Here is a 13,121-nt window from a genome sequence, read left to right as displayed (position 1 = left end):
ATGCACAAGAACCGTCTCAGACTCGTCGGCGCCCTGGCCGCGGTCCTGGTCGCCGGCGGAATGGCGGCGCCCGCCCAGGCGCACGACAAGCAGCCCACCCTCGCCGACCTGGCCCAGCGCCACGGCCGCTACTTCGGCAGCGCCACCGACAACCCCGAACTCGTCGACGAGCCCTACAAGGCCGTCCTCGGCAGCGAGTTCGACCAGATCACGCCCGGCAACGGCATGAAGTGGTACGCCACCGAGCCCCAGCAGGGCGTCTTCGACTGGACCGCCGGCGACGAGATCGTGAACCTCGCCCGCGCCCACCACCAGAAGGTGCGCGGCCACACCCTGGTCTGGCACAGCCAGCTGCCCGACTGGCTGACGAGCAAGGAGTGGACGGCCAAGGACCTGCGGGCCGTGCTGAAGAATCACATCCAGACCGAGGTACGGCACTACCGCGGCAAGGTGTTCGCCTGGGACGTCGTCAACGAGGCCTTCAACGAGGACGGCACCTACCGGGAGACGATCTTCTACAAGACGCTCGGCCCCGGCTACATCGCCGACGCCCTGCGCTGGGCCCACCAGGCCGACCCGAAGGTCAAGCTCTATCTGAACGACTACAACATCGAGGCGATCGGCGCGAAGAGCGACGCCTACTACAAGCTCGCCAAGCAGCTGAAGGCCCAGGGCGTCCCGCTGAACGGCATCGGCCTCCAGACCCACCTCGCGCTCCAGTACGGCTATCCGACCACGCTGGAGGACAACCTCCGCCGGTTCTCCAAGCTCGGCCTCGACACCGCGCTCACCGAGGTCGACATCCGGATGATCCTGCCCGCGACCGAGGAGAAGCTCGCCGAGCAGGCCAAGTGGTACGGGGACCTGACCGACGCCTGCCTCGCGGTGCGCAGGTGCGTCGGGATCACGATCTGGGACTACACCGACAAGTACAGCTGGATTCCGGCGTTCTTCGAGGGCGAGGGTGCGGCCCTGCCGTACGACGAGCAACTCCAGCCGAAGCCCGCGTACTTCGCGATCAGGGACGCGCTGAAGTAGCGGCGCTTCCCGAGGACACCCGGCGGCTGGGCAAGGAGGGGAGTCCGCCGGGGTGCGGCCCGGCCCTGCGGTGCGTCCCACCGCAGGGCCGGTGCCGCTTCAGCCGGGGAAGGGCGCGGTGCTGGCTCTGACGACGAGTTCCGTGCCCAGCTCCACCCGTGGCGAGTCCGGCTGTTCGTCGCGGGCCAGCCTGAGCACCGTACGGACGGCCAACTTGCCCATCTCCGCGAGGGGTTGACGGACGGTGGTGAGGGGCGGGGCGGACCAGCGCACTTCCGGAAGGTCGTCGAAACCGACCAGGCTCATGTCCTGCGGCACCCGCAGTCCGCGCTGTCTGAGCGCCTCGATCGCGCCGAGCGCCATCTGGTCGCTGGCCGCGAAGATCGCGGTCGGCGGCTCCGGCAGGTCCAGGAGGGCGTTGCAGCCGGCGAAGCCGGACTCGGGGTGGAAGTCGCCGGGGACGACGAGGGAGTCGTCGACGCCGAGCCCGGCGCCCTCCAGGGCGGCGCGGTAGCCGTCGAACCGGGCCCGGGAGCACAGCAGCCGGGGCGGGCCCGCGATCAGGGCGATCCTGCGGTGTCCGAGGGAGAGCAGATGCTCGGTGGCCGCCATCCCGCCCGACCAGTTGGCGGCGCCGATGGTGGGGGCGTCCAGCGCGGGGGAGCCCGCCGGGTCGACGACCACCAGCGGGACGCCGAGGATGCGCAACTCCTCGTGCAGCACCGGCTCCAGGTCCGAGGTGACGAGGATGACGCCGTCGGAGGCGCGGGCCCGCAGATTGCGCATCCACTCGCGGGCGTCGCCGGAGCGGCCGTGGATCGCCGAGACGACCGTGCCGACGCCGGTCGCGTGGGCGATCTCCTCGACCCCGCGGATGATCTCCACCGCCCAGGGGCTGTCGAGGTCGTTGAAGACCAGGTCGAGAAGGGCCGCGCCGGTCCCGGAGGACGTGGGGCGCTTGCGGTAGCCGTGCTGCTGGAGCAGTTCCTCGACCCGCGCCCGGGTCTTGGGGGACACGTCGGAACGGCCGTTGACGACCCGGGACACGGTCGGCACGGAGACGCCGGCCTGCCGGGCGATCTCGGTGATCGTGATCCGGCTCCCGGGCGCGGCCGGCCCGTCGGCGCCGACCTCGTGTGTTGCCAACTCCCCACCTCCGTGGCTGTGTCGAAACTTCCAGAAGTCTTCCGGAAAGCGGGCACGGAAGGGAAGAGTCACAGGCCTCGATCACGGGTTCCCGTACGGGGAACTACGGGGAGTGAGCACCGCCGGACATGCATCGGGGCCGGTTCGCAGCGTGTGTCTGCGGGCCGGCCCCAGGATCCGCGGGCGGTGCGCCGGCCGCCCGGGGTGGCTCAGGCGGCGGTCATCACCTTGCCGGTGCCCAGCGGGCGGTGCGGGGCGATGATCTGGCCGTCGGGCAGGAGCTCGCCGGTGTCCTCGAAGAGCAGGACGCCGTTGCACAGCAGGCTCCAGCCCTGCTCCGGGTGGTGCGCCACGAGGCGGGCGGATTCCCGGTCGGCGGAGTCGGCGGTCGGGCACGGCGGCTGGTGCTGGCACATGGGAGGGATCTCTCGCTTTGTCGTGGTTTTCATCGCTGCCCCCGTTGTGATAAGTCGGTCGGAACCAGTGTTGCCCCACGGGCCTCGATCCGCAGGGATTTGGCAGCACCGCTACTCACAGGTTCATGACGCATCACCCGCGCGGACGGTTCATCCCAACTGCACTGTCTCTTCGGGTGGTTCGCGATGGCCGGATGGGGCTAGTCCGGACGGGTGCGGGCGCGAAAGAGGCTCGTACGAGCCGTGTTTCGCTCGTACGAGCCGCAGTCGGAGGTGTTCGTTTCAGGCCGGTTGGCTGAGCAGTGGTGCCGGCGCCGGTGTCACCCGATGGGTCAGCACCGGCAGCAGCTCGGCGACCCGGTGCGGCCGGTGGGCGGCGATACCGGGCGGCGCGGGCGCGAGCGGGACGAGCAGATCGGTGGCGGCGGGGTGGCCGTCGGCGCCGTCGGCGGTGCAGTCGCCGTGCAGCCAGAGCGTCAGCATGTACAGGCCCGGGACCGACAACAGCCGCGGCTGGTAGGGCTGTGGCAGCGTCTCTGCCTGGCGCAGCGCGCGCTCGGTGGAGGCGACGTACGGGCCCTCGAAGAAGTGCGAGAAGGCCCAGCCGTCGGGTGTCAGCCGGGTCTCCGCCGCGGCCACGGCGCGGTCGCCGCATCGGATCAGGAAGCGCCACCCGGCCAGCCGGGTCGCGGCCGCGCCCGCGGCGGTGAGCTCATCGAGGACATGGAGGGGCAGCGGGAGGTCGGGGGTCGCGGGCGCCTGGGCGTTACGCAGTGACGGTGTTCGGGCCTCGCGGACCGCGGTGGGCGAACCGAGCGCAGTGAGGACGGAGCGAAGGGCGGGCGCGGGGGCCGGGGGCACATGCAGCGGCATGGTGGGTCGCCTCTCATTCGACAGGCACAGTGGCGCGAGGGCGTGGGCGGACGGCGCTGTCAGCTCGCGGGGCCAGAGAGGCGGGGGCCGGGTCATGAGTGCGCGTGAGGAGGGTGAGGCCTGCCGTACGTCACCTCGACGGCAGGATCGTTCGACCGGGGGCGCCAACCTTCTGCCTCGTTCGCGGAGTTTATACGACACGTGTTCAGACGGTGTTTCGTCTAGCCGTTTCCGAGGTGAACGACAAGGGTTCATCCGGTCGTCGATACGTGGGAATCATCCCGATTCCGCGTCGGCCGTACGGCGATGACCTCGGGGAATGCCGGGGAAGTGGACGGCCAATTCTCGTCGGCGTTTTTCACGAGTTGTTCAGGGCACTCGAAACTGCACGGTGCCGCATGCCCGGTGAATGTGCCTCCGGTCATCTGCGCCAGGGTAGCGGGTGTCGGGTCCGCGCGGGACGTTATCGATCGCCTCCGCTGGGCATCATCCCACGTGACCCGGGACGCCCGGCGGCCGATGTACGGCACGCCCATCCGAGGAGGGACGCTTCGATGGGGGAGAAGGTCGTGGCAGGTCGGTTCGATCTGTCCGATCGCCAGCACTACCGCGACAAGCTCCAGCAGTGCCTGACGGGCCTGGAGCGGCTGCTGGCGGAGAAGCGGTTCGACCGGCCGAAGAACCTCATGGGGCTGGAGATCGAACTGAATCTCACCGGGCCCGACGGTATGCCGAAAATGTTGAATGCGCAGGTACTCGAACGGATCGCGAGCCGAGATTTCCAAACAGAACTCGCCATGTTCAACCTGGAAGTCAACATAGCCCCACATCCGCTGGGCGGGCGCGTATTCGACCGGCTCGCCGAGGAAATACGTACCTCGCTGGCATATGCGGATCGAAAAGCGGGAGAGCTCGACGCCGGGATCGTGATGATCGGCATTCTGCCGACGCTCGACCGGGACGACCTCGTCTCCTCCAACCTTTCCGACGTCGACCGCTACACCCTGCTGAACGATCAGATCGTGGCCGCCCGCGGTGAGGACTTCGCCCTCGACATCGACGGCGTGGAACGACTGAGCTGCACCTCGAAATCCATCGCCCCCGAGGCCGCCTGCACCTCCGTGCAACTGCACCTCCAGGTCACCCCGGGGCGCTTCGCGGACGTGTGGAACGCCGCGCAGGCCGTCGCCGCCGCGCAGATCGCCGTCGGCGCCAACTCGCCGTTCCTGTTCGGCAAGGAGCTGTGGCACGAGTCCCGGCCCCCGCTGTTCACGCAGTCCACCGACACGCGCCCGCCCGAGCTCCAGGCCCAGGGCGTACGGCCGCGCACATGGTTCGGGGAACGGTGGATCTCCTCCGCGTACGACCTCTTCGAGGAGAACCTGCGCTACTACCCCGCCCTGCTGCCGATCTGCGACGACGAGGACCCGCTGAAGGTGCTCGACGAGGGCGGCGTTCCCAGCCTCGCCGAGCTCGTCCTGCACAACGGCACCGTGTACCGCTGGAACCGTCCGGTCTACGGCATCGCCGACGGCGTCCCGCATCTGCGCGTCGAGAACCGGGTGCTCCCGGCCGGGCCCACCGTCACCGACGTCATCGCCAACGCCGCCTTCTACTACGGCGTCGTCCGCGCCCTCGCCGAGGAGTCGCGGCCGGTGTGGACACGGCTGCCCTTCGAGTCGGCCGCCGCCAACTTCGACGCGGCCTGCCGACACGGGATCGACGCCCGCTTCGACTGGCCGCGGCGCGGGCGCTACGGCGGGCTGACCCAGGTCGACGCCGTCACCCTCGTACGCGACGAACTGCTGCCGCTGGCCGAGGCCGGGCTGGACGCCTGGGGCGTGGAACCCGCCGACCGGGACTTCTACCTCGGCATCATCGACGAACGCTGCCGGCGCCGGGCCAACGGCGCGACCTGGCAGTCCGCGACCTTCCACCGGGCCCTGGAGAAGGGCCTCGGCCGCGACGCCGCGTTCGCCGCGCTGACCCGGCGCTACCGCGAGCTGATGCTCGCCGGCGAGCCGGTGCACACCTGGCCGGTGGGGCTGCCGGAACCGGTGCCGCTGGGGTGAGAGCGCCGATTCGCTCGCTCAGTCCGCCCCGCTTCCCTCCGCCCCCGCTGCCACGATCGCCTTAAGAATCACCTCGTGGATCTGGGACGGGTTGCTGACCTCCTGGCCGGAGCCGCCGGTTGCCGTGGCTATCTGGGTGGCTTCCGTGCGGTCCGCGTCGGGGCCGACGGCGATCATGATGAGGGGGACCGGGCGGTCGGGGTCGGTGAGTTGCCGGAGGCGGTTGATCAGGGCGCCGCGGGAGATGCTGCCGGGGTCCTGGTTGACGCCGTCGGTGAGGATGACCAAAGCGTTGAACTTGCCCTTGGCGTAGGAGGACACCGCCGACTTGTAGGCGGCGAGTGTGGTGTCGTACAGGCCCGTCGCGCCGTTGGGGACCGGCGTCAGGCCGCTGAACGCCGCTGTGAGGCGGTCGCGTTGGGTGCCGTTGCCCTGGGCGGAGCCGAGGCGTTCGGTCGGCACCAGGACGCGGTAGTCCTTGTCGCCGTCCAGCTTGGTGGAGAAGTCCCACAGACCGATCTCGTCGTCCGGCGTGAACGTGGCGAGGGCCTGGAGGAGGGACGCCTTGGTGACGTCCATCCGGGACTGGCCGTCGCTCGTGACCTCCTCGGACATCGAGGAGGACGCGTCCACGACCGTGGTGATCCGAGCGCTCTGCACCGTGATCGTCCAGGTGCCGAGGGCCTCCTGGAGCGCCGTCTGGGACGCCGGGCGCACCGCCGCCTTCGCGTAGGGCTGCGGCTTGCTGCCGCCGGCCCGCGTGACGACCGTCGTGTCCACCTGGTCGTCGGAGGTGCGGAAGCCGTACGAGTGCAGCAGTTTCCGCTGCTCGGGCTTGCGCAGATAGTTCACGAACCGCAGGGCCGCCCGGCTCTCGTCGGTGGTCAGCACCGCCTGGTCGACCAGCGTGTAGGGGAAGTCGAGCCGCGGTGAGCCGTCCTTCGGGTAGAAGAGGTCGAGTCCGTCGCCCCCGTCGGCGGTGTTGTACGCGAACGCCGCCTGCTCGCTGAGGATCAGCGCCTGGTTGCGCCTGGGGTTGCCCTGCTCGGTGCCGGACGCGTCGCGCGGGAGGGTCTCCAGGACCTGTGTGTCGCTGTCGGAGGTGCGTTGCGACAGTGTCTTCATCATGGCCGCGGCCTGGGTGTCCCCGCCCTCGAACGAACCGGCGGCCGTGGTCAGCCGGGTGAGGGCGAGCAGGCCGGTCGCACTGCGCGCCGGGTCGGCCGCGCCGAGCCTGAGGGCGTCGTCCCGCAAGGTGGCCCCGGCCAGTTCGATCCAGCTGTACGTCTTCCGCGGCCACCCCAGCGACTTCGCGGCCCGCGGCACCACCGCCACGCCCACCGGCGAGGACGCGAAGCTGCCGACCGGCGTCACCTCCGTCGCCCCCGTGTCCGCCGCGACCCGCTCCACCCACACCTGCGAGTCCGGCACCCACACCTGCGCGTCGGACTTCCGGCCGGACAGCAGCGTGTCCGCGACCTTGGAGGAGTCCTGCGCGGTGACCATGACGTCCACGCAGCGGCCGTCGGAGGTGAGGCCGGCGTCACGGGCCCGCTCCGCCGCCGCGCGCAACGCCGGGACCACGTCGGGAGAGGCCGCGACCTTGAGCCGTACCGCGTCCTCCTGGCAGGAGGCGCCGAAGGAGAGCAGTCCGCTCTGGACGGCCGCCGCCGTCCCGCCGGCGACGGTGAGGACGAGTACGGTCGCGATGGCCACCGAGCGGCGCCGGGCGCGTGGGCGGGGGTCGCTGCCGCCCGCCCCATACTGATCGGGCAAGCTGTGACGTCCCATGACGGTGGTGCCCCTCCCTGTCAGACCTTCTGCCGGTTTTCGGCCGCATGTCGGGCAAAGGGTGAGGTGCGCCCCGTACGGTGTCCGTCCCCCAACGGCCTGTCTCGCACGATCGTCGTAAGTTCTCACGATCTTCGTAAGTTCTTTCGAGGACCCTAGCGGGGCTTCGCGGGGGATGAGACGGGATTACTGAATTGGAGTCAGGTGTGCAGGCAGAGGCGGGTGCGGTGGCTGATTCTTTTCCGCCTGAGCGGTCCTCGCGACGGATTCTCCGGGACGAGACGCTGCTCGTTCTGGGGCTTTCGCTCGGTGCGAGCGGTGTGTCCGCCCTGATCAGCTTTGTCGGATCGGTCACCAAACCGGGCGGCCTCAAGGACCAGGCGGCCACCCTCAACGCCTCGGCCGCGCCCGGCCGTCCCTGGCTCGATCTCGCCTGGCAGCTCTTCGGGATCGCCTCGTCGCTCGTGCCCGTCGCCCTCGTCGCGCACCTGCTGCTGCGGGAGGGGAGCAGCCTGCGCGCCCTCGGCTTCGACCGCACCAGACCCTGGTTCGACCTGGCCCGCGGCGCGGCGGTCGCGGCGGTGATCGGCAGCACCGGAATCGCCTTCTACCTGGCCGCACGCGGCCTCGGCTTCAACCTCACCGTCGTGCCGGAGGCGCTGCCCGAGGTGTGGTGGAAGTACCCGGTGCTGGTGCTGTCCGCGCTGCAGAACGCGATCCTCGAAGAGGTCATCGTCGTCGGCTATCTGCTGCGCCGGCTCGGCCAGTTGGGCTGGACGCCGGGGACCGCGCTGGTGGCCAGTTCCGTACTGCGCGGGTCGTACCACCTCTACCAGGGCATCGGCGGGTTCATCGGCAACATGGCGATGGGAGTGGTGTTCGTCTACCTCTACCGCCGCTGGGGCCGGGTGGGGCCCCTGGTGGTGGCGCATTCGCTGCTCGACATCGGCGCGTTCGTCGGGTACGCGCTGCTGGCCGGGAAGGTGGGCTGGCTGCCGACGGCCTAGCTCTTTCCCGGGCGGGTGTCAGACGAGCAGCTCGCCCTCGATCGTGGTGACCGCGCGGCCCGTCAGGAGCGTGCGGTCGCCGCGCAGTGCGGTGCGGACGCGGCCGGAGCGCGGGGAGGCCTGGAGGCCGGTCAGCTCGGTGCGGCCGAGGCGCTCGGCCCAGAAGGGGGCCAGCGCGGTGTGGGCACTGCCGGTCACCGGGTCCTCGTCGATGCCGTAGTTGGGGAAGAAGCAGCGGGAGACGAAGTCGTAGCCCCGGGACGGGTCCTCGGCGCGGGCGGTCGCGATGATGCCGCGCTCGGAGAAGGCGCCGAGGGCCTTGTGGTCGGGGTCGAGGGTGTGGACGGCCTTCTCGTCGGCGAGTTCGAGGACGAGGTCGCCGACGTTCGGACCGGTGTCGAAGGCGGAGAGCGGCTCGGCGCCCAGCGCGGCGGCGACTCCGTCCGGCACCGCGGTCCGGGTGAGTGGCGCGGTGGGGAAGTCCAGGGTGATGGAACCGTCCTCACCCGGCGTCGCGATGAGCACCCCGCTGAGGGTGGCGAACCGGACCGGGCCCTCGTGGGCGCCGGTCGTGCGCAGGACGTGGGCGGTCGCCAGCGTGGCGTGGCCGCACATCTTCACCTCCGCGGCCGGCGTGAACCAGCGCAGCGCCCAGTCGGCGTCGCCGCCCGCGGGAAGGCGGTGCGCGAAGGCCGTCTCGGCGTGGTTGACCTCGACGGCCACGTTCTGGAGCCACGCGTCGTCCGGGAAGGAGTCGAGGAGGAGGACTCCGGCGGGGTTGCCCGCGAAGGGACGGTCGGTGAAGGCGTCGACGATTCGGATGCGCATGGCTCGACGCTAAACGGGAGTGGCAGGCCGGACCAAGGCCAATTCGGGACTACTGGCCCGATTTCGGCTTCGGAGGTTCGCGTCCGGACGCGCCGTACGGGGGTGGGGTGTGGCGGGCGTTGTCTGGACGCCCGGCTCCGGCGGTGCGACTGTCGTCAACGCGCCACCCACTCACGACAGTTCAGGAGGCCGCCATGTCCGAGCCGTCCATTCTCCAAGCCCTGCTGGCCGGGCTGCGCGGGGGTGCGATCGAGGTCGTCGATCTCACGGCGCCGCTGTCCTCGCAGACACCGGTGATCCAGTTGCCGGAGCCGTTCGGGCAGACGCAGGTGTTCGAGCTGGAGGAGATCAGCCGGTACGACGACCGGGGGCCCGCCTGGTACTGGAACAACTTCCGTACGGGAGAGCACACCGGCACCCACTTCGACGCCCCCAACCACTGGGTCACCGGCAAGGACCTCGCCGACGTGGCCTCCGTGCCGGTGAGCCGGCTGATCGCGCCCGCGGTCGTGCTGGACTTCTCCGCCGCGGCGGCCAAGGACCCCGACTTCCTGGTCGAGGTCGACCACATCAAGGCGTGGGAGGCCGAGAACGGTCCGCTGCCCGACGGGGGCTGGCTGCTGCTGCGCACCGGCTGGGACGCCCGCTCGGACTCCCAGCGGGAGTTCCTGAACGCCGACGAGAACGGCCCCCACACCCCGGGTCTGTCACCGGAGTGCGCCCGCTGGGTCGCCGAGGAGTCCCCGGTGATCGGGCTCGGCACCGAGACGGTGGGCACCGACGCCGGGGCGGCCCATTCGTTCGACCCGGCGTTCCCCTGTCACTCGTACCTCATGGGCAACGGCAAGTACGGGCTGACGCAGCTCCAGAACCTCGGCGACCTGCCGGCCACGGGTGCCGTGGTCATCGCCGGGCCGCTGCCGATCGTGCGGGGCTCGGGCTCACCCGCCCGCGTCCTCGCGCTGGTGGAGCGCGCATGAAGGTCGCCGAGGCCGTCGGCCAGGCGCTGACCGCGGCCGGGGTGCATCAGGTGTTCGGCGTGGTCGGCTCCGGCAACTTCCACGTCACCAACGCGATGCTCGCGGCCGGCGCCCGTTTCGTCGCCGCCCGGCACGAGGGCGGAGCGGCCACCATGGCCGACGCCTACGCCCGCACGAGCGGCACGGTCCCGGCCCTCAGCGTGCACCAGGGTCCCGGCCTGACCAACGCCCTCACCGGCATCGCCGAGGCCGCGAAGAGCCGCACCCCGCTGATCGTCGTTGCGGCGGAGGCGACCCAGCCGACCTCCAACTTCTACGTCGACCAGGAGGCGCTGGCGGAGGCGGTGGGCGCGGTCGCGCAACGGGTGACGTCCCCGCACTCCGCCGTCGAGCAGGCCTGCGGCGCCGTCCGACGGGCCCTGCATGAGCGCCGTACCGTCGTGCTCAACCTCCCGCTGGACGTGCAGGCACTGGACGTCCCCGACGCCGCCGCCCTCGCCGTCGTACCGCCACCGCCGCGGGCCGCCGTCGAACCGTCGGCGTCCGAGGTGTCGGCCCTCGTGACCGCCCTCGCCCGGTCCCGCCGTCCGGTCTTCCTGGCCGGCCGGGGCGCCCGTTCACCGGGCGGCCGGGAGGCACTCCGCGCGCTCGCCGACCACTGTGGCGCCCTCCTCGCGACCTCCGCCGTCGCGCACGGGCTGTTCCACGACGACCCCTGGTCGCTGGGCATCTCCGGAGGCTTCGCCACCCCGCTGACCGCTGAACTGATCCGGGCCGCCGACCTGATCGTGGGCTGGGGCTGCGGCCTGAACATGTGGACCATGCGGCACGGGAGGCTCATCGGTCCGGACGCCACGGTCGCCCAGGTCGACGACGACGCGTCGGCGCTCGGCGCGCACCGCGAGATCCACCTCGGCGTCACGGGCGACGTCGCCGTCACGGCCCGGCGGGCGCTCGCGGCAGGTGGCGAACGGTACGAGAGGTATCGCACCGACGACATCGCGCGGGCCCTCCGTACCAGCGGGCGATGGCGGGACGTGCCGTACGACGACGAGAGCACCCGGGACCGCATCGACCCGCGCACCCTGAGCGCGGCCCTCGACGACATCCTCCCGGCGGAGCGGGTCGTCGGCGTCGACTCGGGCAACTTCATGGGCTACCCGAGCGCCTACCTCTCCGTCCCCGACCATCACGGCTTCTGCTTCACCCAGGCCTTCCAGTCGATCGGCCTGGGCCTCGCCACGACGATCGGCGCGGCCCTGGCCCAGCCGGACCGGCTGCCCGTGGCGGCGCTGGGTGACGGCGGCGCGCTGATGGGCGTGGCCGAGCTGGACACCGTACGACGGCTCGGGCTGCCCATGGTCGTGATCGTCTACGACGACGAGGCCTACGGAGCCGAGGTCCACTACTTCGGCCCCGACGGCCACCACCTGGACACGGTCACCTTCCCACCGACGGACATCGCGGCCGTCGCCCGTGGCCACGGCTTCGAGACGGTGACGGTACGCGACCGCGCGGACCTGGAGGGGGTGGCGGACTGGGTGGCGGGTCCGCGCGCGGCACCTCTGCTGGTGGACGCCAAGGTGACGAGGGAGCACGGGGCTTGGTGGCTGGAGGAGGCGTTTCGGGGGCACTGAGCGCGCGGGGCGTCTGACCAGGGCAGGCCCCTGGACCGGTGGAGAAGAAATCCTCGGGCCTTGTCATGCGAAGTATTCCGATATATCGTTGACGCATCGCGACAGATCAACGATGGATGGAGTGATTGCGATGCGTTCCCATGGATTCGAACGTGGACACGGTGGACACGGCCCGCGTGGTGGCCGAGGTGGTTTCGATGGACGGCGTGGTGCCTTCGGTCCCTTCGGGCCGGGTGGCCCGGGTGGTCCCGGCTTCGGTGGGCCCGGCTTCGGTCCGGGGCCCTGGGGCCCACGAGGGCGCGGCGGACCCCGGGGGAGGGCGCGGCGCGGCGACGTACGCGCGTCGATCCTCGCCCTGCTCAGGGACCGGTCCATGCACGGGTACGAGATGATCCAGGAGATCGCCGAGCGCAGCGGCGGGGCGTGGAAGCCCAGTCCCGGCTCGGTGTACCCCACCCTTCAGCTGCTGGAGGACGAGGGCCTGATCGCCAGTGAGAGCGAAGGCGGCAAGAAGCTGTTCTCGCTCACCGAGGCGGGCCGCACCGCGGCCGAGGAAGGCCCCGACGCGCCCTGGGAGGAAGCTTCCCGTGGCGTGGACTTCGAGGCGCTGGGGGAGATCCGGCAGGCCGGCTTCGGTCTGATGGAGGCTTTCGGGCAGGTCTGGAAGACCGGCAGCAAGGAACAGCGCGAGAAGGCGGTCGGCGTCATCAACGAAGCCCGCAAGAAGCTGTACCTGATCCTCGCCGAAGAGGACTGACGGACTGACCGGCGGCCGTAGGGCCGGACAGCGGCGCCCCGTGGATCGTTCCGCGGGGCGCCGTTCTGTGTCTGGGCGGTCAGGCCACCAGGCCCGCCAGCTTCCGCAGCGACTCGTTCAGTGCGGCCGTCGCCGAGTCCCTGAGCTTGCCCGCCATCAGCGACACCGCGGCGCCCGTGAACTCGCTGTCGATCCGGACCGTCGTGGCGTCGCCGTCCGGGACGAGCGTGTAGCGGTTGACCAGGCTCACCGCCATCGGCCCCTTGCCCTTCGTGGCGAAGACCCGGGCCGGTTCCACCTCGTCGATGGTCCACTCGACCTCGGCCGGGAAGCCCATCAGCTTCATGTTCTCCTGGTACGTCCCGCCCACTTCGAGGCTCTTGGGACCGCCCTCGGGGAAGCTGGTGTGGGTGGCGTTCCACTCGCCGTGCGACGACCAGTCCGTGAGCCGGCCCCACACCTTCTCGGCCGGCGCCTCGATCCGTGCCTCCGCGCTGACTTCGGCCATGCGACCACCCCTTCGTCTCCGGCTACGGTGTCGCGGAACGTAGCCGCAGGGCCCGCAACATTCAATGC

General features: G+C 70.9%; 12 protein-coding genes. 6 read left to right on the top strand and 6 right to left on the bottom strand.

Annotated features, from left to right (window positions below; all coding sequences use genetic code 11):
• Entirely contained in the window at nt 1–1,038 is a 1,038-nt protein-coding gene (locus tag CRP56_RS06810; RefSeq protein WP_097261290.1) for an endo-1,4-beta-xylanase, read from the top strand.
• A 99-nt stretch (nt 1,039–1,137) separates the two neighbouring features.
• On the opposite strand, the gene CRP56_RS06805 is transcribed toward CRP56_RS06810, so the two are convergent.
• The 3 genes from CRP56_RS06805 to CRP56_RS06795 form a co-directional block, all read right to left on the bottom strand.
• Nucleotides 1,138–2,184 (bottom strand): LacI family DNA-binding transcriptional regulator, encoded by a 1,047-nt coding sequence (locus CRP56_RS06805; protein ID WP_097261288.1) that lies wholly within the window; start codon nt 2,182–2,184, stop codon nt 1,138–1,140.
• A gap of 209 nt (nt 2,185–2,393) precedes the next feature.
• Nucleotides 2,394–2,600 carry a DUF5999 family protein gene (locus CRP56_RS06800; RefSeq protein ID WP_097261286.1) on the bottom strand — a complete coding sequence of 69 codons (207 nt, stop codon included), beginning with the start codon at nt 2,598–2,600 and terminating at the stop codon, nt 2,394–2,396.
• 282 nt (nt 2,601–2,882) lie between these two features.
• Complete coding sequence (locus tag CRP56_RS06795) at nt 2,883–3,473, bottom strand: hypothetical protein (protein WP_097261284.1); 591 nt, start codon at nt 3,471–3,473, stop codon at nt 2,883–2,885.
• A 554-nt stretch (nt 3,474–4,027) separates the two neighbouring features.
• On the opposite strand from CRP56_RS06795, the gene CRP56_RS06790 reads away from it, so the two are divergent.
• A complete protein-coding gene (locus tag CRP56_RS06790; protein WP_097261282.1) occupies nt 4,028–5,545 on the top strand; it encodes a glutamate-cysteine ligase family protein in 1,518 nt (505 codons plus the stop codon).
• An 18-nt stretch (nt 5,546–5,563) separates the two neighbouring features.
• Here the strand turns inward: CRP56_RS06790 and CRP56_RS06785 are convergent, their stop codons facing one another.
• Complete coding sequence (locus tag CRP56_RS06785; RefSeq protein WP_097261280.1) at nt 5,564–7,336, bottom strand: substrate-binding and VWA domain-containing protein; 1,773 nt, start codon at nt 7,334–7,336, stop codon at nt 5,564–5,566.
• A 206-nt stretch (nt 7,337–7,542) separates the two neighbouring features.
• On the opposite strand from CRP56_RS06785, the gene CRP56_RS06780 reads away from it, so the two are divergent.
• Nucleotides 7,543–8,343 (top strand): CPBP family intramembrane glutamic endopeptidase, encoded by an 801-nt coding sequence (locus tag CRP56_RS06780; protein WP_097261278.1) that lies wholly within the window; start codon nt 7,543–7,545, stop codon nt 8,341–8,343.
• Nucleotides 8,344–8,361: 18 nt separating this feature from the next.
• Here CRP56_RS06780 and CRP56_RS06775 read toward each other — a convergent pair whose 3' ends face one another.
• Nucleotides 8,362–9,171: a PhzF family phenazine biosynthesis protein gene (locus CRP56_RS06775; RefSeq protein WP_097261276.1), complete on the bottom strand. Its 810-nt coding sequence runs from the start codon at nt 9,169–9,171 to the stop codon at nt 8,362–8,364.
• A gap of 194 nt (nt 9,172–9,365) precedes the next feature.
• Between CRP56_RS06775 and CRP56_RS06770 the strand changes: the two genes are divergently transcribed.
• From CRP56_RS06770 to CRP56_RS06760, 3 genes are all read left to right on the top strand, one after another.
• Complete coding sequence (locus CRP56_RS06770) at nt 9,366–10,151, top strand: cyclase family protein (protein ID WP_097261274.1); 786 nt, start codon at nt 9,366–9,368, stop codon at nt 10,149–10,151.
• A complete protein-coding gene (locus CRP56_RS06765; protein ID WP_097261272.1) occupies nt 10,148–11,788 on the top strand; it encodes a thiamine pyrophosphate-binding protein in 1,641 nt (546 codons plus the stop codon). Before CRP56_RS06770 ends, CRP56_RS06765 begins: the two co-directional genes overlap by 4 nt.
• Before the next feature lie 130 nt (nt 11,789–11,918).
• Complete coding sequence (locus tag CRP56_RS06760) at nt 11,919–12,545, top strand: PadR family transcriptional regulator (protein ID WP_097261270.1); 627 nt, start codon at nt 11,919–11,921, stop codon at nt 12,543–12,545.
• Nucleotides 12,546–12,624: 79 nt separating this feature from the next.
• On the opposite strand, the gene CRP56_RS06755 is transcribed toward CRP56_RS06760, so the two are convergent.
• Nucleotides 12,625–13,053, bottom strand: coding sequence for a type II toxin-antitoxin system Rv0910 family toxin (locus tag CRP56_RS06755; RefSeq protein WP_097261268.1), 429 nt, complete (start codon nt 13,051–13,053; stop codon nt 12,625–12,627).
• Nucleotides 13,054–13,121 lie beyond the last annotated feature (68 nt).

This window comes from Streptomyces sp. TLI_55 (assembly GCF_900206255.1).
In the GTDB taxonomy this organism is placed as follows: domain Bacteria; phylum Actinomycetota; class Actinomycetes; order Streptomycetales; family Streptomycetaceae; genus Streptomyces; species Streptomyces aquilus.
Note: the sequence above shows the minus strand (reverse complement) of the source record. Positions and strands in the feature narration are given on the sequence as shown.